Source organism: Bradyrhizobium sp. 22 (assembly GCF_000482425.1).
In the GTDB taxonomy this organism is placed as follows: Bacteria; Pseudomonadota; Alphaproteobacteria; order Rhizobiales; family Xanthobacteraceae; genus Bradyrhizobium; species Bradyrhizobium japonicum_B.
Genome location: NZ_KI519400.1, coordinates 1231800 through 1253188, shown reverse-complemented (window position 1 = coordinate 1253188; position 21389 = coordinate 1231800). Strand labels below are relative to the sequence as shown.

Here is a 21389-nt window from a genome sequence, read left to right as displayed (position 1 = left end):
CGCACATGAACGTCATGGACAGCCGCACCACGTCCGCAATGCTCTATCTCGACGGCGTGCACGTCTCGTTCGACGGCTTCCACGCCATCAACAATCTGTCGCTGACGCTCGAGCCCGGCGAGATGCGCGCCATCATCGGCCCGAACGGGGCCGGCAAGACCACGATGATGGACATCATCACCGGCAAGACCAAGCCGGACGAGGGCACCGTGCTGTTCGACGGCGTCACCGATCTGACGCGGCTCGACGAGACCCGCATCGCCGAACTCGGCATCGGCCGCAAATTCCAGAAACCGACCGTGTTCGAGAGCCAGACCGTGCAGGACAACCTCCTGCTCGCGCTCAACGTCGACCACTCGGTCCGCGGCACGCTGTTCTGGCGCGGCAGCAGGGCCGAGTCCGAGCGCATCGACAAGGTTCTGGAGACGATCCGCCTCACCGACGCCCGCAACCGCCTTGCCGGCAGCCTCAGCCACGGCCAGAAGCAATGGCTGGAGATCGGCATGCTGCTGGCGCAGGATCCCAAGCTGCTGCTCGTCGACGAGCCCGTCGCGGGGATGACCGACGTCGAGACGCATCTCACCGCCGAGCTGCTGAAGGAGATCAACAAGACCCACACCGTGATGGTGGTCGAGCACGACATGACCTTCGTGCGCGAGCTCGGCGTCAAGGTCACCTGCCTGCACGAGGGCACGGTGCTGGCGGAAGGAACCATCGACCAGGTCTCGTCCAACGAGCGGGTCATCGAAGTTTATCTGGGGCGCTGAGCGATGCTTGAGGTCAAGAACATCAACCTGTTCTACGGCGCCGCCCAGGCGCTGCGCGGCGTCTCGATCTCGGCCGAGCCGGGCAAGGTCACCTGCGTGCTCGGCCGCAACGGCGTCGGCAAGACCTCGCTGCTGCGCGCGATGGTCGGGCAATATCCGATCGCCTCGGGCGCGATCATGCTCGACGGCAGTGACATCACCGGCCTGAAGCCCTATGAGCGCGCCCGCAAGGGCATCGGCTTCGTGCCGCAGGGTCGCGAGATCTTCCCGCTGCTGACGGTCGAGGAGAACCTCAAGACCGGCTTCGGCCCGCTCAAGCGCGAGGACAAGCACATTCCGGACGATGTGTTCTCGCTCTTTCCGGTGCTGCAATCGATGCTCGGCCGGCGCGGCGGCGATCTCTCCGGCGGCCAGCAGCAGCAGCTCGCGATCGGCCGCGCGCTGGTGATGCGGCCGAAGCTGCTGCTGCTCGACGAGCCGACCGAGGGCATCCAGCCCTCGATCATCAAGGACATCGGCCGCGCCATTTCGTACCTGCGCAACCTCGGCAACATCGCCATCGTGCTGGTCGAACAATATCTCGACTTTGCCTGCGAACTCGGCGACAGTTTCGCGGTGATGGATCGCGGCGCGGTGAAGTTCACCTGCGACCGCGCCAACCTCGACGCGAGCGAGATCAGCCGCCAGATGGCACTGTAGGCCGTCTGTCGCGACCGGCTGGGGAGGCGGATGCGCAGCGACGTTTCAACCACGTCAGAGGTTTTCGAGGCCAACCGCGCCCGCGGTGCCGTGCGCTTCGACGTGCACGCCCGCGAGGGCGTGACGCGGCGCGGCACCTTGCAAGAATCCGGCTCGCTCCGCGTCCGCTTTCCCTCGCCGGAGGATCAGGGCCTCTCCGGCGTGTTCGTCAACACGGCCGGCGGCGTTGCCGGCGGCGACGGTTTCGATATCGACGTCACGGCAGGCCAAGGCTCGCGTCTGACCTTGACGACGGCGGCCGCCGAAAAGGTCTATCGCGCACCGGGGCCGGCAGCGCAGCTCAATATCGCTTTGCAGGTCGGCGCGGGGGCGCATCTGTCCTGGCTGCCGCAGGAAACCATCCTGTTCGACCACGCCCGGGTGCAGCGCCGTTTCGACATCGCGCTCGACGAGGCCGCCTCGCTCCTGCTCTGCGAGATCGTCGTGTTCGGCCGCACCGCCATGGGCGAGCGGATGGAGCAGGGCGAGTTCGTCGACCGCTGGCGGCTGAGGCGTGGGGGCAAGCTGGTATTCGCCGAGACCGTCCGGCTCGACGGTAACATCGGCGCCAAGCTCGCGCGATCGGCCATTGCCAAAGGCGGCGCCGCGATCGGTACGGCCTTGATCGCGCCCGGCGACGAGGCCCTGGTCGAGCGCATCCGCGAAGCGTCCGAATCTTTCGCCGGCGAGGTCGGAATCTCGGCCTGGAATGGCTTTGCAATGGCGCGGTTCTGTGCCCAAGATGCGGCGCGTTTGCGCGCCGACATGATGGCTGTGCTGGCACGCACCGGCGCGGCCCTGCCGCGGCTCTGGCTGAATTGACCGGCTGAATTGACGAATTGAACGGAAGAGATTCTGCATGAACCTGTCTCCCCGCGAAAAGGACAAGCTTCTGATCTCTATGGCGGCGATCGTGGCGCGCCGCAGGCTGGACCGCGGCGTCAAGCTCAACCATCCCGAGGCGATCGCCATCATCTCCGACTTCATCCTCGAAGGCGCGCGCGACGGCCGCACCGTGGCCGAGCTGATGCAATCCGGCGCGCAGGTGCTCACCCGCGATCAGGTGATGCCCGGAATCCCCGAGATGATCCACGACATCCAGGTCGAGGCGACCTTTCCTGACGGCACCAAGCTCGTCACCGTGCACGAGCCGATCCGTTGAGACACGACGCTATATCAACACCGTCATGCCCGGGCTCGTCCCGGGCATCCACGACCTTCGAACCAGGTGGCTCCACGTGGATGGCCGGGACAAGCCCGGCCATGACGCAGCAGAGCAAGACGAGGTAGCACATGATCCCCGGCGAACTCTTCATCCAGGACGGCGAGATCGAGCTCAATGCCGGCCGCAAGACCGTGATCCTGACGGTTGCCAACACCGGCGACCGCCCGATCCAGGTCGGCTCGCACTACCATTTCTTCGAGACCAACCCCGCGTTGAAGTTCGACCGCAAGAAGGCGCGCGGCATGCGCCTCGACATCGCCGCCGGCACCGCCGTCCGCTTCGAGCCCGGCCAGACCCGCGACGTGCAGCTCGTCGCCTTGGCGGGAAAGAAGACCATCTACGGCTTCCGCGGCGACGTCATGGGAAAGCTGTGAAGCGATGCTTTCGATGTCTGCGAAGCCCCGAGGACGAGTTTCGGCAACGCCGGTGAGCCGGACGTTCGCCTGGCCGGTCCACCGAGGCTTTGCTGCCATCGTCCTCGCGTTCGCTTTCTCGTCGACCAGCTACGGCGAAGACGGCTGGCAGTGGCGCGTAAACAAGATAGGCGACGGACGATTGTTGCTTGCATTCACCGAGACCGAGGCGACCGACGAGTTGGGAACCGTGTGGTTCTACTGTCGGCCGGCGTCGGGCGTTATCGATGTTCTTGGTGCGGCCAATGACAGGCAGCGCAAGGTCCTTGCGGACTTCGTCCGATCGAACGCCTATCCGAAGGTGCAACTCGAAGGAGACACATCGATCGTCGAACCCTCGTTTTCGGAGGCCGGCGGCTGGGAATATCGTTTCCAAGTTAGCGCCGATGGTGAATGGTTCAACAAGTTCAAGCAGACTGGCCGGATCGGATTCAGGTTCGGATCGGTGGTGGCGGACTATGGAAAGGACCCGATCGCAAAGTCAGGTCTGAAGAAGGTTGCCGAATTTCAGGCGCAATGTCTGAGGCCCGCCTCTCATGGCACCTCAGGCGGGCCGAGGGGGCAACGATGACTTTCGCCGACCATTGCGCTAGCGCAGTGAACGATGCGTTGACTGGCACTGTGGAGGCGTGAGAGTGCTGCCTGCTGTTCGCCTCATCTCCGAAGCCGCCGAGCTGGCCGCGCAGCGCCACAACGGCATGGCGCGCAAGGGGCGCGGCAACGAGCCTTACATCAATCATCTCGCGGAGGTCGCGAACCTGTTGGCGACCGCGACCGACGGCGCCGATGCCGAGCTGGTCGCGGCCGGCTGGCTGCATGATACGCTCGAAGACACCGACACCACGCGCAAGGAGCTTGCGCAGCGATTTTCCGAGCGTGTCGCATCGCTCGTCGCCGAATGCACCGATGACATGAACCTGCCCAAGGCCGAGCGGCGGCGGCTTCAGGTGCTCGAGGCACCGAAGAAGTCGCCCGGCGCCAAGTTGATCAAGATTACCGATAAGATCAGCAATATCGGCGCGCGGATCCATTTCGATCCGAGTGCCGCGGAGCGCGACGATCTCGCCGACTACATCGAATGGGCCACGCAAGTCGTGGCGGGTTGCCGCGGGGGCAATGCGTGGCTCGACGAAAGATTCGATGATGCCGTCAAAGCAGCGAGGGCGTTGCTGTGACCACCCAAACAATCAAAAGCAAGCGGGGCTCGTGATGTCCGTCAAGATGAAGCGTTCCGTCTATGCCGACATGTTCGGCCCGACCACCGGCGACAGGGTGCGGCTCGCCGACACCGACCTCATCATCGAGGTCGAGAAGGATTTCACCACCTATGGCGAGGAGGTGAAATTCGGCGGCGGCAAGGTGATCCGCGACGGCATGGGCCAGTCGCAGGTCACCAACAAACAGGGCGCGGCCGACACCGTCATCACCAATGCGCTGATCGTCGACCATTGGGGCATCGTCAAGGCCGACGTCGCCATCAAGGACGGCCTGATCGCAAGCATCGGCAAGGCCGGAAATCCCGACATCCAGCCCGGCGTCACCATCATCATCGGTCCCGGCACCGACGTGATCGCGGGCGAAGGAAAGATCCTCACCGCCGGCGGCTTCGACAGCCACATCCATTTCATCTGTCCGCAGCAGATCGAACACGCGCTGATGAGTGGCGTCACCTCGATGCTGGGCGGCGGCACCGGTCCCTCGCACGGCACCTTCGCCACCACCTGCACGCCGGGACCGTGGCATATCGCACGGATGATCCAGTCGTTCGACGCCTTCCCGGTCAATCTCGGCATCTCCGGCAAGGGCAACGCCTCGCGGCCCGCAGCCCTGGTCGAGATGATCAAGGCCGGCGCCTGCGCGCTCAAGCTGCACGAGGACTGGGGCACGACGCCGGCTGCGATCGACAATTGCCTGTCGGTTGCCGACGCGCACGACATCCAGGTGATGATCCACACCGACACGCTGAACGAATCCGGCTTCGTCGAGGACACCATCAAGGCCTTCAAGGGCCGCACCATCCACGCCTTCCACACCGAAGGCGCCGGCGGCGGTCACGCGCCTGATATCATCAAGGTCGCCGGCCTCAAGAATGTGCTGCCGTCCTCGACCAACCCGACGCGGCCCTTCACCCGAAACACCATCGACGAGCATCTGGACATGCTGATGGTGTGCCACCACCTCGACCCTTCGATCGCGGAAGATCTGGCCTTCGCGGAAAGCCGCATCCGGAAAGAGACCATCGCCGCGGAGGACATCCTGCACGATCTCGGCGCGCTCTCGATGATGTCCTCGGACTCGCAGGCGATGGGCCGGCTCGGCGAGGTCATCATCCGGACCTGGCAGACCGCCGACAAGATGAAGAAGCAGCGCGGGTCCCTGCCGCAGGACAAGGGCAAGGACAACGATAATTTCCGCGTCAAGCGCTACATCGCCAAATACACCATCAATCCGGCCATCGCGCACGGCGTGTCGAAGCTGATCGGTTCGGTCGAGAAGGGCAAGCTCGCCGACCTCGTGCTGTGGTCGCCGGCCTTCTTCGGCGTCAAGCCGGACTGCATCGTCAAGGGCGGCAGCATCGTCGCGGCGCCCATGGGCGATCCCAATGCCTCGATCCCAACGCCGCAGCCGGTGCACTACCAGCCGATGTTCGGCGCTTTCGGCAAGGCGCGCACGGCCTCGTCCGTGGTCTTCACCTCGAAGGCGGCGGTCACGGGCGGCCTGGCGCGAAAGCTCGGCATCGAGAAGAAGCTCTATGCCGTCCAGAACACCCGCGGCAGGATTTCGAAAAAGAGCATGATCCACAACGACGCCACGCCCGACATCGAGGTCGATCCGGAGACCTACGAGGTGCGCGCCGACGGCGAGCTGCTCACCTGTGCACCCGCCGAGGTGCTGCCCATGGCACAGCGTTATTTCATGTACTGAAATAGCGCCTCGACGCATGTCCCCGGCGGGTGTCCGGGGACCGCTTTTTGCGGTTTTGCGTTCGGTCCCGCCTGGTCTAATGTCCGCCCGGTATCGAACCCTAGAAGAAAAGCCGGGAGGATTTCTCGTGATCTATGTCGTCGCCACCTTGACCATCAAGCCCGAAACGCGCGCCGAATTCATTGCAGCGGCCACCGCCTGCATCAAGGAGACGCGGAAGGAGCCCGGCAATATCGCCTACGATCTGCACGAGAGTGTCACCGATCCTGCCAAGATGGTGTTCGTCGAGCAGTGGGAGAGCGCCGAGGCGTTGGTGCCGCATCGTGGCATGGAGCATATGAAGACGTTCGGCCGCGTCGCGGTGAAGTGCTTCACGGCGCCGCCGAAGATCGAGGTGATCACGCCCGAGAAGGTCGAGACACGGTAACGAGGTAGAGCATGATCCGGGCGACGCAGGTTAGGGGGCAGCACCGCTTCACGGAAGCGCCGGCGGACACGGTCGTGCTCGATTTCGACGATCGGCACCGCCGCCGCATGGCGATGACGGGCACGCGGGGGCTCGAATTCCTGCTCGACCTCGAGCACGCCACAGCGCTCCGCGGCGGCGATGCGCTGGTGCTCGAGGACGGCCGCCTGGTCGAGGTGGTCGCGGCGCCGGAACCGCTACTGGAAATCCGCGGCCGCGATCCGCATCACCTCATTCGTGTCGGCTGGCATCTGGGCAACCGCCATCTGCCGACCCAGATCATGGCGAAAGCCTTGCGCATTCGCCGGGATCACGTCATCGAGGCCATGGTGAAGGGCCTCGGCGCGCGCGTGATCGAGATCGAAGCGCCGTTCGACCCCGAAGGCGGCGCCTACGCAGATGCCGGTCACGCCCATGGTCACGACGACCACGCGCATCACGATCACGGCCATCATCATGATCATGGCCACGACCACCATGATCACCACGGCCATGATCACCACGACCACCATGGTCATGCCTCACATGACCACGGTCACGACCACCACCATCACCACGACGAGCATTGCGACCACCCTGAACACCACGGCCACAAGCATGCTCATGACCACAAATGAGCCGATCAGCGCCGGTGGCCTCGACGAGGGCGAGGCGGCGGCGCTGTATCGGCTGATGACCTGGCTGTCGCCGGCATTCCCGGTCGGCGGCTTCTCCTATTCCAGCGGCATCGAATGGGCGGTGGAGGCGGGCGACATCGTCGACACGGCAACGCTGGCCGACTGGCTCGACGCGATGCTCGGTGACGGCTCCGGCTTTTGCGACGCGACGTTTCTGGTCCACGCCTATCGCGCCGCGGAGGCGGATGAGAAGGCCGCTTTGAACGACATCGCCGAGCTGGCCGCAGCCTTCGTGCCCTCGCGTGAGCGGCAGCTGGAGACGAGCTCGCAAGGCCGTGCCTTCATCGACATCGCCCGCGCCGCGTGGGATGCCGATGGGCTGGATGCCATGGTTGCGGCATGCCGCACGCCGATGGTCTATCCTGTCGCCGTCGGCGTCGTCGCGGCTCAGCACGGCGTTCCGCTGGCGCCGACGCTGCATGCGTTCCTGCATGCGCTGGTCTCGAACTGGATTTCCGCGGCCAGCCGTCTCGTCCCGCTCGGCCAGACCGACAGCCAGCGCGTGCTGGTGCGACTGGAAGCCGCCGTGGCTGCGACTGCGAATCGCGCGCTGAACGCGACCTTGGACGACCTCGGCAGCGCCACCTTCCGCGCCGATCTCGCCAGCTTGCGGCACGAGACACAATATACGCGGCTGTTCCGGTCGTGAGCGCGCCGCGCCTTCAACCCTTCGAGAGAGAGCGAGTTGCATGTCGAAATCTCACGGCCCCTTGCGTGTCGGCGTCGGCGGTCCAGTCGGATCGGGCAAGACCCAGCTGATGGACCTGCTCTGCAAGGCCATGCGCGAGCGCTATGACATCGCCGCGATCACCAACGACATTTACACCAAATGGGATGCGGAATTCCTGGTGCGATCGGGCTCGCTGACGCCGGACCGCATCGCCGGCGTCGAGACCGGCGGCTGCCCGCACACCGCGATCCGCGAGGATGCCTCGATGAATCTGGCTGCTGTCGCGGACATGCGCGCCAAATTTCCCGGGCTCGATCTCGTGCTGATCGAGTCCGGCGGCGACAATCTCGCTGCCACCTTTTCCCCGGAGCTGGCCGACCTCACCATCTACGTGATCGACGTCGCCGCCGGAGACAAAATCCCCTCCAAGGGCGGCCCCGGCATCACCCGGTCCGATCTTCTGGTCATCAACAAGATCGATCTCGCCCCCCATGTCGGCGCCTCCCTGGAGAAGATGGACGCGGACGCCAGGCGCATGCGCGGCGAGCGTCCCTTCGTCATGACCAACCTGAAGAAGAGCCAGGGGCTCGAGCGCATCGTCGGTTTCATCGAGGCCAAGGGCGGCTTGAAACGGGCAGGCTGACGGCGCGACCACTTGGCGTACGCTCATTTCGCCGTTAACCTCGCCGTCGAGCCGCAACGACGGAACAAATTTCGGACACGGCGATTGATTACCTCCGGCGCCCCGGGCAGTCCGTCATGGCCGGACCGGACGGATTAAGCTTTTCAGGCGACCTACGTTGCGTACCGATGTCTCCTCCTTCATTATCTCCGCCACTGGAGTCCATCCTGTTTCGGCACATGGCCGTTCGAACGGCGTTCATATGCTCCCTGTTTGTTGCCGACCTCCTGCATTGGCCTGAGTAGTCGCGTGGTCCGGCTGGGTTTCATCATCGGTTTCATCGCACTGCTTGGAGCCTTGCTCTCCGGGCTTGCAGCCTATCGCGTCCACGACCAGGAATTGGCGCTGGACCGGATCGCGCTCGCGCGCGCGATCGACGTTCATGCCAGCCTGGTCCAGGACCGGCTCACCGAGCGCGAGCTGCTCGCGCGCGTTGCCTCAGGCCTGTTCCGCAGGCCGTCCGTGATCAATCCGAACATGCTGGAGCCGCTGCGCTCGGCCATCTACGCCTTCAAGACGGATTTCGTCGTGGCCGGCTGGATCGCCCGGCTGAAGCCGGACGAGCTGACCGCGGCGCAGGATGCCATTGCGGGCGCCGGCTTCCCGAATCCGAAAATCCGCAGCTTTGACGACAAGCCGATGAATCCGGCCGAGATCACCGCGCCGATCGACGTGCTGCTGGATCTCGAGCCGCGCAGTGACGAGACCAAGGCCCTGCCGGGCCGCAGTTACGACCAGGACCCGGTTCGCAGCGCCATGCTGACGCGCGCCAGGACCGAGAAGAAGTCGGTGGCTTCGGACCCGGTTCCGCTGTTGCACGCGAACGGGCCCGTGGGCGTCATCGTGGCTGCGCCCGTCATTCCCGAAGGGGCGACCGAGCCGGCCGGCTTCATCACGTTCTCCTACGAGCTGGCCACGCTGATGTTGACCAACGACGACATGTCGTTGTTCTCGGTCGCGCTCAGGGATCCGCGCAAGGAAGGCGGCGAGCTGATCGCCAACGACCAAGGCGTGGTCTCGACGCGCAGCGTGGCGGACGGACCGGCACCGTCGGCGATGCGCACGGTGAGCTTCGGTGGCCGCGATTGGCAGCTCGGCTACTACGCCAAGACCAACTCGGTGCGCCGTGCCGAGCAGACCGCGATCATCGTGGCGGCCATCGGCTTTGCGATCACTGCCATGGTGTGCGGCCTGTTCGGCTATGTTGCCTACAACAATCTGCGGCTCAGTCGGGAAATCCAGGTCAGAATCGGCTTCGAGCGCCGGCTGACCGCGGTGATCGACGAGCTCAACCACCGGGTCAAGAACATCCTGGCGGTGATCCAGTCGATCGTGACGCGCACCTTGCGCCATGGCGCGGACATCGACGTCGCCCGCGAGCTCCTGATCGGGCGCATCCACGCCATGTCCAACGTGGTCTCGCTGCTCAGCGAAAGCCAGTGGCAGGGCGTGAAACTCAAGGGCTTGTTCGAGGCGCGTGCCATCCCGCATGCCGACCGCATCGCCGTCACCGGTCCCGATATCGCGGTCAGCGCGCGCGCGGCGCAGAGCCTGTCGCTGCTGTTCTTCGAGCTCGCCTCGCATTCCGACGAAGGCCTGTCGCTGGTTGGAAAGCATCCGCACATCACCGCGAATTGGACGGTGACGGGCGAGGGGAGCGAGGAGATCTTCAATTTCCGCTGGGAGGAGTTCAACACCAGCGAAGCGACCCGCCGCCCCGATTCCGATTTCGGCCTGATCCTGCTCGACCGCGTCGCCCCCGAGGCGCTCGGCGGCACCGCCAAGCGCTATTTCACCGACGTCTCCTACGTCTATGAGCTCACCGCCCCTATGGAGACGGTGGTCGACATGACCGAACGCGACCGCACGGACAAAATCTCGGCTCCGGTGCGGCCTGCTCGCGGCTAAGCTTTCGGCCGCAAGATCAGATCGACCAGATTGCGCGCGTAGCTGGGCGTGATCGGCGCGATGCCGAAGACGTAGCGGTAGAACAGGCTGCCGTAGATCGCGTCGTAGAGATCCTCAGCCGGGCCTTCGGCCAGGATGCTGCCGTCGTGCTGGCCCGCCGCGATCATCTCCACCAGCGCGTCGCGACGGAATTGCAGATAGCGGGCATAGAACAGTTCGGCGGAGCCGGTCTTGGAAATGCATTCGGAGATGACGGCAAGCTGCACCTTGCCGAACTCGCCCTGGAGCGCCTCCGCATAGGCCGCGGCGTGGCGGCGCGCGCGGGCGGCGGGGCTGCCGGAGCTCGCCGGGGGCAACGGCAGCATCTGCGCCGCATGTCGAAGAAAGGCGTCGATCAGGAGTGCCTCGCGCGACGGCCACCATTTGTAGATCGTCATCTTGGAGACGCCGGAATGGCGGGCGACGGCGTCGATGGTGGTGGCCGCAAGGCCGGTGGACGCCATCAGCGCATAGGCGCTTTCGAGAATGGCGTTGCTGGTCTCGATCGATCGCGGCCGGCCGCGCCGGGGGGCGCTGTCGGCCCCGTCGCCCCCGCCATTCGCCGTCACCACGCCCGGTCTCCTCGCGCACCCGCTCTCGCTCCGGGATAGCGCAGCCGCGGCGGCCGGCCTAGGGAAATCGCGCTAAAGCGCGATGCGATCAGGCGGCGCGCTTTTGCGGATCATACTCTAGGCCCCCCTGCCGCAACGCCTCGGGCAGATCCTGCCACTTCGACCAGGCGACGTAATAGGCCACCGCGGTCATTGCGGCGAATCCGGCGAGGCTCACCACGATCTGCATCGCGACCAGATTGGCGCTGGTGATCAGGATGAGATGCCCGGCAAAGGACAGGAACACTCCGACGCAGAACACGGCAAGCCACTCCTCGCCAGATCTGATGACCGCTTGGAGCGGCTTCAAACTCAGGCCGGGGTGATCGGCCGGAATGAGATGGGTCGCGAGGAAGGCGAGTGCGAGGAAATGAACCACGCGATAGGGCGCGAGATTTTCCTTGTCGGTCGGCGCGATGCCGGCGAGGAGAAGGTCCGGCAGGTAATGGGACAATTGCGGCGAATGGCGCAGCAAGGTGACGGCCATCGCGAAGACCAGATAAGTCCCGGCGAGTATCCTTAGCCAGGGCATGTCGCGTAGCGCCCGCCCCGATGCGCCAGTCACGGCGAACCAGCCTCCGAGCACCATCAGCATCTGCCAGCACAGCGGGTTGAAGGTCCATTCCTGATCCGGATAGACCCGGAAATTCCAGTCGAACCAACGCGCGGCAAGATACAGCGCGACCGATGCCGCCAGCGTCACGTTCGGCCTCCGCAACAGCCCCCAAAGGGCCAAGGGAAAGAAGGCCATCAGCGGGATCATCAATTGCAGGAGATCGAGGTTCAGCGGCTCCTCCTGGAGCACGAGGCCGCGGACCAGGATGCGCAGCGGGTGCTCGAGGATTCCCGAGATGTTGTATTGGTGGATGATCTCCGGCGCCATCGACTGCGAGGCGACGTAGGCGATGGTGGCGATGTAGATCACGAACAGCACGACATAGGCGGCATAGAGCCGCCAGACGCGACGGAAGATGCGTGTTGCGGCGACGAGATAGCCGCGCTCCAGCGCGATCCGGCCGTAGATGATCGCGACGCCATAACCGACTACGAAGACGAACAGGTCGGCGGCGCCGCTGAAACCGAAATTGCGCAGCGTCAGCAGGTTGACGATGTTGTTCGGGATGTGGTCGACGAAAACCGACCAATTGGCGATGCCGAGCGTCAAATACAGCCTGGCGTCATGCCGGAACGCGGCAAGGTTTGCCTGAACGGACGGTTTCATTGAGTAAATTAGCTTTGAGAATCAGGGTGACGCTTTTAGCGGCAACCGGCGGTCCGTCCGAGTAGCGTTTGCGTGAGTGACGGTCGGGCGCTCAAAATGACCGCAGAATCGGGCGAATGAATGCCGCCGCGGGGTGGCCCTCCGCGAAATTCTTGACGTGGTCCGTCCTTACTCGGCCGGTTCGGCCGACACCTCGTCCGACATGCCGGCGGCGCGGCTCGCGAGGATGCCGAGAGCGACGCCACCGATCGCCAGGATCGGCAACAGCCGCTTGACGCCGATGGCGCGAACGATCTGGAGCCCGGTGGCGAGGAGCATGGGGTCCGCGAGCATGCTCGAGGCCGCCGCCTTCGCGGCGCGCTCGGCTGCGATCTGGGCTTGCTTGCGCAGCTCGCGCTTGTAGGCCCAGTAGCTCACTGCTGCGGCCAGGGTGAGGAGGAAGAAAACGCCGGCCCCCGCGAGGCAGGCTTGCACCGGGCCGTAATTGTTGAGCACGGAGATGAATGCCGCCGCGCACAGGAAGCACGTGGTGATGAACAGCGCGAACGCCGCGCCCGCGGCCAGGGAGGTCAGCCGCACCGTCGTGCCGGTGGATGCACTGATCCCGTCGATGATGCGCTGAAACATGGCCTTGCTCCTCAAATCCCCAACAGCCCTGTCCGTCCACAAGCCGGCAACGGCGGCGCCGTAACGCCGCCGTTCCAATCCCCCCTCGCGCGTCCTACCGACGCCAGGCGGCCCCGATCAGGAAGCCGATCCCGAGCGCGAGTCCGACGGTCGCAAGCGGCCGCTGCGTGATCGCGTCTTCGAGCGTCTCTTCGATCGATCCATAGGCCTCCTGGGCCGCGCCCATCATCGCACTGCCGCGCTCCGACATGTCGTCCATCGCGGTGTCGACATTCTCGCGCGCCTGGCGGTAGCCGCGGCGGGCCTGCTTGCTGGTGGAATTGGCGAAGGTGTTGAGCGCGTCGGTGATCTGGTCGGTCAGGGCGGCGATATCGCTTTTCACGGCTGCTACATCCTTTTCGAGGCGTTCTCTGGTGGCTTTGTCGGTCCAGTCTTTCATCCCGGCTTCGGCACTGGTCGTGGACATCGGGAGCTCCGAACTGTTGACGGCTGCGATAGCCGGAAAACGTTTCGTCACCGGGGAAGTTCCGTTCACGGAAACCGGTCAGTCCCGCGGCAGCTGCGGCGAATCCGCCGGCAACAGGTGCTCCTTGAGGATCAGCGCCACGATCAGGAGCGGCGACGACAGGAACGCGCCCATCGGACCCCACATCCAGGTCCAGAATGCCAGCGCAAGCAGGACTGCAAGGGCATTCAGAGCGAGCCGCCTGCCGATGATGGTCGGGGTGATGAAGTGCCCTTCCAGAAAGGTGAGACCGCCGAAGGCCAGGGCCGCCATCAGGCCGCCGCCGATGGTCGGAAAGGCAACCAACCCGACCACGACCAGCACGACGAACATCGCGACCGGCCCGATGATCGGGATGAAGTTGAGCGTTGCTGCAAGCGCACCCAGCCCGGCCGGATTGGGCATGCCGGTGAGCGCGCAAATGAGGCCGGTGCCGACGCCGACGCCGACGTTGATGAGCGTCACTGTCAGCAGATAATTGCCGAGATGCTCCTCGATCTCGTTGAGGATCCGGAGCGTGCGAAGCCGTGCGTCATGGCCGCCGAAGTTCATGATCATGGCGCGCCGGAGGTCACGCCAGCTGGCGATGAACAGGATCAGGGTGACGAAGAACAACAGGAATTCGGTGAAGGTCGGTGACAGGAATTCCAGCGTCGGCTGCACCCACTCGACCTTCGGCATGTGGATGCTCGGCAATCCTTCGGAGCCGCCGAGCATGGCTTGCGTCTCCCGCCACAGCGAAAGCGGCCGGTCGAACACGTGCAACTTGTCCTTCAGTCGCGCGCCGAGCTCCGGCAGGCGCGTGCTCCACTCGATTGCCGGCGAGGCGATCAGCGCCACGACGAAGGCGACCACGGCGGTCCCGGCAGCCACGATCAGAACGGCCCCGACCGCGCGCGGGACCCGGTATCGCTCCAGGAAGCCCGCCGCGGGCGACAGCATGGTGCCGGTGACAAAGGCCATCACCACGGGCAGGAAGAAAGCCCTTCCGACGTAGAGCACGGTGACGACGGCAATCAGCAACAGGCCGGCGAGCGCAAAGGCGACGAACTCCGTGCGGCGGATCACCGGCGGCAGCTCGGCACGGCTGTCGGGAAGCGGGTCGCCTGCGCTGTTGCCGGGAATCAAACTCTCGCTCGGAAGGACGCGCACAATCTCTCTCCCGCACGGAAGCCTCGCGCCGCGCGCCCATTGATGACGGATAATGCGCGAGCCGGACCGCGGTTCCATCGCGGCTTCGTGAAGTGCTGCTCGCTTGACTGTGACAGGGATGCCGCGCGCCGTGCCGGAACTTGAATCGCCCCCGCGGAGTTCATGGGACAGCGCATCACCCTGATGCACACATCCCACGGGGCAGCACATGACAAAGTTCTCTGCAGTCCGTCGCAGCTCGTCGCCGCGCGTCGTCACCGCATTCGCCTTCGCAACGCTCCTGCTCGGGGTGCCATTCGGCGGCGCGAGCGCGCAAACGTACGGTTACAGCCCGATGCAGCCGCAATCCTACGCGCAGGATCAAGGCTACTCGCAAGGCTACGTGAACGAGGCGCCGCAGGCGGCCGAGGACGAAGATGCTCAGCTGCCCGATCGCCTGCGCAGGCAGATCGTCGGCTTCGACCGCAGCGAGCCCGCCGGCACCATCGTGATCGACACCAACAACACCTATCTCTACTACGTGCTCGGCAACGGCCGCGCCATTCGCTATGGCGTCGGCGTCGGCCGCGAAGGCTTTACCTGGTCCGGCGTGCAGAGCGTCAGCCGCAAGGCGGAGTGGCCTGATTGGCGTCCGCCGGCCGAGATGATCGCGCGCCAGCCCTATCTGCCGCGCTTTGTTGCCGGCGGTCCCGGCAACCCGCTCGGCGCACGCGCGATGTATCTCGGCGCGAGTCAGTATCGCATCCACGGCACCAACGATCCCTCCACCATCGGCAAGTTCGTCTCGTCCGGCTGCATCCGCATGACCAATGAGGACGTCGCAGACCTTTACAGCCGCGTCAATGTCGGCGCCAAGGTCGTGGTGCTGCCGAAGAATGCGCCGCTGATGGCCAGGGGAGGGGATCCCGTGCGCAAGCGCTCGACGGTGACGGCGCTGCCCCCGGGCCGGCAGGCGCTGAGCGTCACGACGTCGGCCGTGAACTAAGACTGTGCGAGGTCCCATGTCGAACAGGCTCATTGGTAGATTGTCTGGCGCCGCGGCGATTTTGGTCGTCGTCTCGACAGGGCTGGCAATGGCACCATCGGCGCATGCGCAGGATTTCTTTTCGAATTTGTTCGGCGGCTTCCGAATGCGGCCGCCGCCGGAAATCCGGATACCTTTCCCAACCGACGACAACCCGCGCTATGAGGCGCCTCGGCATCGCTCGTCCTATGGGGGTGGCACCGCTTATTGCGTGCGCGGCTGCGATGGTCGATATTTTCCGGCGCAAGGCAGCGATGGCGAGAGCAAGGCGCAGTCCTGCAAGAGCTTTTGCCCTGCCTCAGAGACGTCGCTCGTCTACGGCGGCAGCATCGACGATGCCACGACGGCGAATGGAAAGTCATATTCCGAGTTGCCGAACGCATTCCGCTATCGCAACGAGATCGTTGCCGGCTGCACCTGCAACGGCAAGGATCCGGTCGGGCTGGCGCAGGTCAAGGCCGAGGACGATCCCACCTTACGCAAAGGCGATATCGTCGCTGGCGCCAATGGTCTCGTCGTCGCCAGCCGCAACGCCAACGACCGCCGCGGCGTCGCGATGAATTTCTCCCCGCTGCCCGACTCGGTGCGCGCCAGATTCCGCCAAGTTCCGGTGGTGGCGAAGGAATAAGGCCGACATTACGGCCGGGTTTTGGTGATTGCTCAATGGGTTGCGTCTGCGGAACCGACGCCGCGGACGTGCGTTAGATTGCCGTCAGATCATTTGCCACAGGGGGCCTCGCGATGCTGGTCGGCGTACTTGTCACTTTTCTCGTCGTTATTCTCGTCCTCTATCTCATCAACATGCTGCCGATGGATGGTCGCGCCAAGCAGATCGCGCGCGTGGTCGTCATCATCATCGGCATCGTGTCGTTGCTGAAATATCTGGCGGTGTTCTAGCGCAGAGAACAGCGCCGCCCGGGATGGCCGCAAGCGATCAGGACGGCGCTGCGCGTCATCACTTGCAAGATATGCAATCAAAAAGCCCCGGCGTGAGCCGGGGCTTTTTTCGGTCTGACTTAGTTCAGCGTCTTCAGCCAGTCGTCGACGTCCTGGCGAATCTGGTCCTTGGCCTTGCCATAGCGCTCCTGCAGCCGTCCCTCGAGCTGCTCGCGGCGGCCTTCGATCAGCTGGAGATCGTCGTCCGTGAGCTTGCCCCACTTCTCCTTGGCAGAGCCCTTGAACTGCTTCCAGTTTCCTTCGATCCGATTCCAATCCATAACCACCTCCCGTTTTGGTTGATGGCCCGACAACGCGAGACGCGCGCGACCAGTTCCGCGACTTGGCGCGACGTTTCGCCCAACGAGAAAGCCCCGGCGAGGGCCGGGGCTTTCGGTATTGCTGTGACTGCGCTCGGCCGAACGCCTGTTATCCAAGCGCCTTGGCCTCGCGGCGGCGCGCGGTGAGGATGTATTCGGTGTAGCCGTTCGGCTGCTCGCGCCCCTTGAAGATGAGATCGCATGCGGCTTTGAAGGCGACGCCGTCGAAGGCGGGCGCCATCGGCCTGTAGATCGGATCGCCGGCGTTCTGCTTGTCCACGACGACTGCCATGCGCTTCAGCGATTCCATCACCTGCGCCTCGGTGATGACGCCCTGGTGCAGCCAGTTGGCGAGATGCTGGCTCGAGATGCGCAAGGTGGCGCGGTCTTCCATCAGGCCGACATCGTGGATGTCGGGCACCTTGGAGCAGCCGACGCCCTGGTCGATCCAGCGCACGACGTAGCCGAGAATGCCCTGGCAGTTGTTGTCGATCTCCTGCTTGACGTCGTCGGGCGCCCAGTTCGACTTCGACACCGGAATGGTGAGGATGTCCGAGAGCTTGGCGCGTGGCCCGCCCTTGGCGAGCTCCTCTTGCCGCGCGGTCACGTTGACCTGGTGGTAGTGCAGCGCGTGCAGCGTCGCCGCGGTCGGCGAGGGCACCCAGGCGGTGGTCGCGCCGGCTTGCGGATGGCCAAGCTTCTGCGCCAGCATGTCCGCCATCTTGTCGGGGGCGGCCCACATGCCCTTGCCGATCTGGGCGTGGCCGGGCAGGCCGCAGGTCAGGCCCATGTCGACGTTCCAGTCCTCATAGGACTTGATCCAGGCCTGCGCCTTCATCTCGTTCTTGCGGATCATCGGGCCCGCTTCCATCGAGGTGTGGATCTCATCGCCGGTGCGGTCGAGGAAGCCGGTGTTGATGAACATGATCCGCTTGGAGGCGCGCTGGATGCAGGCCTTGAGGTTGACCGTGGTGCGCCGCTCCTCGTCCATGATGCCGACCTTGAGCGTGTTATCGGGCAGGCCCAGCATCTTCTCGACGCGGCCGAAGAGCTCGCAGGTCAGCGACACCTCGTCCGGGCCGTGCATCTTTGGCTTGACGATATAGGCCGATCCCGTGCGGCTGTTCTTCACCTTGGAATTGCCCTTGAGGTCGTGGATGGCGAGCAGGCCGGAGACGGCGGCATCGAGCAGGCCTTCGGGAATCTCCTCGCCGTTCTCGTCCAGCACCGCGTCGGTGAACATGTGGTGACCGCAATTGCGCATCAACAGCAGGCTGCGGCCGTGCAGCTTCACTTCGCCCTTGCCGTCGGGGGTCTTGTAGCTGCGGTCGGCGTTGAGCGAGCGCGTCAGCGTCTTGCCGCCCTTCTCGAAGTCGGCCGACAGAGTGCCGTTCATCAGGCCGAGCGTGTTGCGGTAGACAAGCACCTTGTCTTCGGCATCGACCGCGGCGACCGAGTCCTCCATGTCGAGGATGGTTGAGACGGCGGCCTCCATGATCATGTCGGCGACGCCGGCCGGATCGTCCTTGCCGATCGCGCTGCTGCGGTCGATCTTGACCTCGACATGCAGGCCGTTGTTGACGAGCAGCACCGCGCTCGGGGACGCCGCATCGCCCTGGAAGCCGGCGAACTGCGCGGCGTTTTTCAGCGCGGTGGCGTTGCCGCTCTTCAGCTTCACCGCGAGCTGGCCCGCGACGACGCTGTAGGCGGTGACGTCGGTGTGGCTGCCGGTCGCGAGCGGCACGGCGGCATCGAGGAACGCCTTGGCCTTGGCGATCACCTTGTCGCCGCGCGCCTTGTTGTAGCCCTTGCCGCTCTCGGACGGATCGTGCGGAATGGCGTCGGTGCCGTAAAAGGCATCATAGAGCGAGCCCCAGCGCGCGTTTGCCGCGTTCAGTGCATAGCGCGCATTGGTGAGCGGCACGACCAGCTGCGGGCCGCAGATCTTGCCGATTTCCTCGTCGACATTGGCGGTCTCGACCTTCTGGGTCGCCGGCTCCGGGACGAGATAGCCGATCTCCTTCAGGAAGGCGGTATAGGCGTTGAGGTCGAACGCCTTGCCCTTGTTGGCACGGTGCCAGTCGTCGATCTTGGCCTGCAGCGTGTCGCGGAAAGCCAGCAGCGCACGGTTCTTCGGCCCCAGGTCCCTGACGATGGCCGCAACCCCGGCCCAGAACGCATCCGGTGCGATCCCCGTTTTCGGGGCCGCTTCCTTGGCGATGAAATCAAACAGAACAGGGGCGATCTTCAATCCGTGGGCGTCGACGCGTTTCATGATGGGCTTTCTTGTTGGAAATGGCTGTTTTTTGGCTGCTTTTGACCCGACAGCAGCAAAATGCGCCCACGAGGGCGGCTTTCGGGGCCCTATTAGCCCCAAAACCGGGGCGGTGAGAAGACCTCCATAAGTTGTCAAAATGTCAAGCAGAGGTGGGGCCCAGGCACCGCTGTCATTCCCCGCGAAGGCGGGGAATCCAGTACGCCGCGGCTTTTCCGTATCCCAACGCTGTCTCTGGAATACTGGGTCGCCCGGTCAAGCCGGGCGACGACAGCGGGGGTGGGGCGCCTTCAAATATTCGCCGCGAGGTCCACGGCCTCGTCGAACAGCACGCCTGATGTCTTCAGCATGCGCTCGATCTCGTCGGCGGCCTCGGCAACCGTCCGTGTCGAGGTGTCGATCACGAGCTCGGCCGCCTGCGGCGCTTCGTAGTCGTTGCCGATGCCGGTGAACGAGGCCAGCGCGCCGGCGCGCGCCTTCTTGTAGTGGCCCTTGGGATCGCGCTCCTCGCATATTTCGGCAGGCGTCGCGACGTGGATCTCGCGGAACACGGTGTCGGCGATGCGGCGCGCACTCGCGCGGTCCTCACGGGCCGGCGAGACGGCGGCGACGATGGCGATATGGCCGTTGCGGGCGAGATGCGTCGCGACCTCGGCGAGGCGGCGGATGTTCTCGCTACGGTCCGCGGCGGAGAAGCCGAGATCGCTGTTGAGGCCGGCGCGCAGCGTGTCGCCGTCGAGCAGGATCGGCGAGCCGCCGTTGCTGAACAGCCGCCGCTCCAATGCCTTGGCGAGCGTCGATTTGCCCGAAGCGGGCAGGCCGGTGAGCCAGACTACGGCACCGTTGTGTCGATAGCGCGCGGAGCGCTCGTCGGGACGCAGGGCCGATTCCACCGGTACGATGTCGACGGGCACGGCGCGCTGGCCGGCATCGACCGACAGCACCAGGCCGCCGCCGGCGATGCGCCCCGCGACCTCGATCACGAGCCGGCCGGTGCGCGGATTCTCGGTGTAGGGATCGGTGGCAATCGGATTCGAAAGAGAGATATCGATCTCGCCGACATGGTTGCGACCGATCGCCTTGTTCTCGGTGCTTTCGAGCTCGCCCGGATCGACCGCCTTCTCGATCGCCACCACGGTGGCGCGGCTTTCCTTCGGCCCGCAGCGAACCAGCAGCTGGTCGCCCTTGGCGAGCGGCTTGTCGTGCAGCCAGAAGATGCGCGCACGCAGGCGCCGCGTCTCGCGCGGAGCGCTGCCGGCATGCGCGACGATGTCGCCGCGCTCGATGAACAATTCGCGGTCGAGCGTGATGCCGACCGAACGGCCGGCGCCTTGCCGCCCCGCAACCGGCGTCACCGGCCAGCTCTCGACCGTCCTGATCCGGGCGATCTTGCCGGCGGGCATGATCACGATCTCGTCGCCGGCCTTGAGGCTGCCGGATTCGAGGCGTCCCGCCACGATGCGGCGATCGTCGAACTTGTAGATCGCCTGCACCGGCAGGCGCAGCGCCAGCGCTTCCAGCGCCCGCGCCGGCTCGAGCCTGTCCAGCGCCTCGACCACGGTCGGGCCCTTGTACCAGCCGATCCGGTCGGTCCGCTCGGCGACACCGTCGCCGTCGCGGGCGGAAATCGGGATCACGGCCGTGGGCGTCACGCCGAGGCCGCTCAGATGCGCGGAAATCTCGTCGCTGATCTCCTTGAAGCGATCGGCTGAGAAGTCGACGCGGTCCATCTTGTTGACGACGATCGCGACCTGCTTCACGCCGAGCAGATGCAGCAGATAGCCGTGCCGCCGTGTCTGATCGCGCACGCCTTCGAGCGCGTCGATGATCAGCACCGCGCCGTCGGCCTGCGAGGCGCCGGTGATCATGTTGCGCAGGAATTCGGCGTGGCCGGGCGCGTCGATCAGCACGATGTCGCGCGAATTGGTGCGGAAGCGGATCTGCGTGGTGTCGATGGTGATGCCCTGGTCGCGCTCGGTCTGCAGCGCATCGAGCAGGAACGACCATTCGAACGGCATGCCGCGCCGCGCGCTGACGGCTTTCAGCATTTCCAGCTTGCCGTCCGGCAGGCTGCCGGTCTCGTGCAAGAGGCGGCCGACCAGCGTCGACTTGCCGTGGTCGACATGGCCGACGATGACGATGCGCACCTGCGGACGGGTGGTGCCGTTCGGGGTCGCAGGCGAAGCGGGGGTGACGAGCATGTTCAT

At 65.0% G+C, this 21389-nt stretch carries 24 protein-coding genes; 16 read left to right on the top strand and 8 right to left on the bottom strand.

Translation table 11 applies throughout. From position 1 onward, the window contains the following. Positions 1–5 precede the first annotated feature (5 nt). From urtD to K410_RS0131200, 13 genes are all read left to right on the top strand, one after another. Complete coding sequence (gene urtD, locus K410_RS0131260; RefSeq protein ID WP_028138522.1) at positions 6–767, top strand: urea ABC transporter ATP-binding protein UrtD; 762 nt, start codon at positions 6–8, stop codon at positions 765–767. A 3-nt stretch (positions 768–770) separates the two neighbouring features. Further along, complete coding sequence (gene urtE, locus K410_RS0131255; RefSeq protein ID WP_028138521.1) at positions 771–1466, top strand: urea ABC transporter ATP-binding subunit UrtE; 696 nt, start codon at positions 771–773, stop codon at positions 1464–1466. A gap of 30 nt (positions 1467–1496) precedes the next feature. Beyond that, positions 1497–2327, top strand: a complete 831-nt coding sequence (locus K410_RS0131250; RefSeq protein ID WP_028138520.1) for an urease accessory protein UreD — start codon at positions 1497–1499, stop codon at positions 2325–2327. 37 nt (positions 2328–2364) lie between these two features. Further along, entirely contained in the window at positions 2365–2667 is a 303-nt protein-coding gene (locus K410_RS0131245) for an urease subunit gamma (protein WP_007605424.1), read from the top strand. 131 nt (positions 2668–2798) lie between these two features. Next, entirely contained in the window at positions 2799–3104 is a 306-nt protein-coding gene (locus K410_RS0131240) for an urease subunit beta (protein WP_028138519.1), read from the top strand. A gap of 13 nt (positions 3105–3117) precedes the next feature. After that, positions 3118–3714, top strand: coding sequence for a hypothetical protein (locus K410_RS37520; protein WP_155253766.1), 597 nt, complete (start codon positions 3118–3120; stop codon positions 3712–3714). Positions 3715–3778: 64 nt separating this feature from the next. Further along, positions 3779–4318 (top strand): HD domain-containing protein, encoded by a 540-nt coding sequence (locus K410_RS0131230; protein WP_028138518.1) that lies wholly within the window; start codon positions 3779–3781, stop codon positions 4316–4318. 34 nt (positions 4319–4352) lie between these two features. Then, complete coding sequence (gene ureC / locus K410_RS0131225; protein WP_028138517.1) at positions 4353–6068, top strand: urease subunit alpha; 1716 nt, start codon at positions 4353–4355, stop codon at positions 6066–6068. A gap of 127 nt (positions 6069–6195) precedes the next feature. After that, positions 6196–6495: a putative quinol monooxygenase gene (locus K410_RS0131220; RefSeq protein WP_028138516.1), complete on the top strand. Its 300-nt coding sequence runs from the start codon at positions 6196–6198 to the stop codon at positions 6493–6495. Positions 6496–6506: 11 nt separating this feature from the next. After that, positions 6507–7151 carry an urease accessory protein UreE gene (gene ureE / locus K410_RS38905; RefSeq protein ID WP_080672283.1) on the top strand — a complete coding sequence of 215 codons (645 nt, stop codon included), beginning with the start codon at positions 6507–6509 and terminating at the stop codon, positions 7149–7151. Then, positions 7132–7860, top strand: coding sequence for an urease accessory protein UreF (locus K410_RS0131210; RefSeq protein ID WP_028138514.1), 729 nt, complete (start codon positions 7132–7134; stop codon positions 7858–7860). Before ureE ends, K410_RS0131210 begins: the two co-directional genes overlap by 20 nt. Before the next feature lie 40 nt (positions 7861–7900). Then, positions 7901–8524, top strand: a complete 624-nt coding sequence (ureG, locus tag K410_RS0131205) for an urease accessory protein UreG (RefSeq protein ID WP_028138513.1) — start codon at positions 7901–7903, stop codon at positions 8522–8524. Between the two features lie 288 nt (positions 8525–8812). Next, the gene (locus K410_RS0131200; RefSeq protein ID WP_028138512.1) at positions 8813–10471 is read left to right on the top strand and encodes a CHASE domain-containing protein; all 1659 of its coding nucleotides are present in this window, start codon (positions 8813–8815) and stop codon (positions 10469–10471) included. Here the strand turns inward: K410_RS0131200 and K410_RS0131195 are convergent. From K410_RS0131195 to K410_RS0131175, 5 genes are all read right to left on the bottom strand, one after another. Continuing rightward, positions 10468–11082, bottom strand: coding sequence for a TetR/AcrR family transcriptional regulator (locus K410_RS0131195; protein WP_028138511.1), 615 nt, complete (start codon positions 11080–11082; stop codon positions 10468–10470). The two genes, K410_RS0131200 and K410_RS0131195, sit on opposite strands and share 4 nt — an antisense overlap. Before the next feature lie 88 nt (positions 11083–11170). Beyond that, positions 11171–12343 (bottom strand): OpgC domain-containing protein, encoded by a 1173-nt coding sequence (locus K410_RS37515; RefSeq protein WP_049820398.1) that lies wholly within the window; start codon positions 12341–12343, stop codon positions 11171–11173. A 168-nt stretch (positions 12344–12511) separates the two neighbouring features. Then, positions 12512–12970, bottom strand: coding sequence for a hypothetical protein (locus tag K410_RS0131185; RefSeq protein ID WP_028138510.1), 459 nt, complete (start codon positions 12968–12970; stop codon positions 12512–12514). Between the two features lie 94 nt (positions 12971–13064). Further along, a complete protein-coding gene (locus tag K410_RS0131180; RefSeq protein ID WP_028138509.1) occupies positions 13065–13436 on the bottom strand; it encodes an ElaB/YgaM/YqjD family protein in 372 nt (123 codons plus the stop codon). Positions 13437–13514: 78 nt separating this feature from the next. After that, positions 13515–14627, bottom strand: coding sequence for an AI-2E family transporter (locus K410_RS0131175; protein ID WP_028138508.1), 1113 nt, complete (start codon positions 14625–14627; stop codon positions 13515–13517). A gap of 208 nt (positions 14628–14835) precedes the next feature. On the opposite strand from K410_RS0131175, the gene K410_RS0131170 reads away from it, so the two are divergent. From K410_RS0131170 to K410_RS40040, 3 genes are all read left to right on the top strand, one after another. Further along, positions 14836–15612: a L,D-transpeptidase gene (locus tag K410_RS0131170; RefSeq protein ID WP_028138507.1), complete on the top strand. Its 777-nt coding sequence runs from the start codon at positions 14836–14838 to the stop codon at positions 15610–15612. Positions 15613–15628: 16 nt separating this feature from the next. Further along, on the top strand, positions 15629–16279 hold the full coding sequence (locus K410_RS0131165) for a DUF2865 domain-containing protein (protein ID WP_028138506.1): 651 nt from the start codon (positions 15629–15631) through the stop codon (positions 16277–16279). Positions 16280–16392: 113 nt separating this feature from the next. Then, entirely contained in the window at positions 16393–16548 is a 156-nt protein-coding gene (locus tag K410_RS40040) for a Thivi_2564 family membrane protein (RefSeq protein WP_007599832.1), read from the top strand. Between the two features lie 119 nt (positions 16549–16667). Here the strand turns inward: K410_RS40040 and K410_RS0131155 are convergent, their stop codons facing one another. The 3 genes from K410_RS0131155 to cysC all read right to left on the bottom strand — a co-directional run bounded on the left by K410_RS0131155 (position 16668) and on the right by cysC (position 21389). Next, a complete protein-coding gene (locus K410_RS0131155) occupies positions 16668–16868 on the bottom strand; it encodes a CsbD family protein (RefSeq protein WP_028138505.1) in 201 nt (66 codons plus the stop codon). Between the two features lie 148 nt (positions 16869–17016). Further along, complete coding sequence (locus tag K410_RS0131150) at positions 17017–19182, bottom strand: malate synthase G (RefSeq protein WP_028138504.1); 2166 nt, start codon at positions 19180–19182, stop codon at positions 17017–17019. A gap of 290 nt (positions 19183–19472) precedes the next feature. Then, complete coding sequence (cysC, locus tag K410_RS0131145) at positions 19473–21389, bottom strand: adenylyl-sulfate kinase (RefSeq protein WP_028138503.1); 1917 nt, start codon at positions 21387–21389, stop codon at positions 19473–19475.

Coding starts and splice junctions, on each gene's coding strand:
- K410_RS0131155 (WP_028138505.1), bottom strand. CDS start 16,868: ATGGATTGGAATCGGATCGAAGGAAACTGGAAGCAGTTCAAGGGCTCT.
- K410_RS0131150 (WP_028138504.1), bottom strand. CDS start 19,182: ATGAAACGCGTCGACGCCCACGGATTGAAGATCGCCCCTGTTCTGTTT.
- K410_RS37515 (WP_049820398.1), bottom strand. CDS start 12,343: ATGAAACCGTCCGTTCAGGCAAACCTTGCCGCGTTCCGGCATGACGCC.
- K410_RS40040 (WP_007599832.1), top strand. CDS start 16,393: ATGCTGGTCGGCGTACTTGTCACTTTTCTCGTCGTTATTCTCGTCCTC.
- K410_RS0131185 (WP_028138510.1), bottom strand. CDS start 12,970: ATGTTTCAGCGCATCATCGACGGGATCAGTGCATCCACCGGCACGACG.
- urtE (WP_028138521.1), top strand. CDS start 771: ATGCTTGAGGTCAAGAACATCAACCTGTTCTACGGCGCCGCCCAGGCG.
- K410_RS0131250 (WP_028138520.1), top strand. CDS start 1,497: ATGCGCAGCGACGTTTCAACCACGTCAGAGGTTTTCGAGGCCAACCGC.
- K410_RS0131245 (WP_007605424.1), top strand. CDS start 2,365: ATGAACCTGTCTCCCCGCGAAAAGGACAAGCTTCTGATCTCTATGGCG.
- K410_RS0131240 (WP_028138519.1), top strand. CDS start 2,799: ATGATCCCCGGCGAACTCTTCATCCAGGACGGCGAGATCGAGCTCAAT.
- cysC (WP_028138503.1), bottom strand. CDS start 21,389: ATGAACATGCTCGTCACCCCCGCTTCGCCTGCGACCCCGAACGGCACC.
- K410_RS0131180 (WP_028138509.1), bottom strand. CDS start 13,436: ATGTCCACGACCAGTGCCGAAGCCGGGATGAAAGACTGGACCGACAAA.
- ureC (WP_028138517.1), top strand. CDS start 4,353: ATGTCCGTCAAGATGAAGCGTTCCGTCTATGCCGACATGTTCGGCCCG.
- K410_RS0131210 (WP_028138514.1), top strand. CDS start 7,132: ATGCTCATGACCACAAATGAGCCGATCAGCGCCGGTGGCCTCGACGAG.
- K410_RS37520 (WP_155253766.1), top strand. CDS start 3,118: ATGTCTGCGAAGCCCCGAGGACGAGTTTCGGCAACGCCGGTGAGCCGG.
- K410_RS0131170 (WP_028138507.1), top strand. CDS start 14,836: ATGACAAAGTTCTCTGCAGTCCGTCGCAGCTCGTCGCCGCGCGTCGTC.
- ureG (WP_028138513.1), top strand. CDS start 7,901: ATGTCGAAATCTCACGGCCCCTTGCGTGTCGGCGTCGGCGGTCCAGTC.
- ureE (WP_080672283.1), top strand. CDS start 6,507: ATGATCCGGGCGACGCAGGTTAGGGGGCAGCACCGCTTCACGGAAGCG.
- K410_RS0131165 (WP_028138506.1), top strand. CDS start 15,629: ATGTCGAACAGGCTCATTGGTAGATTGTCTGGCGCCGCGGCGATTTTG.
- urtD (WP_028138522.1), top strand. CDS start 6: ATGAACGTCATGGACAGCCGCACCACGTCCGCAATGCTCTATCTCGAC.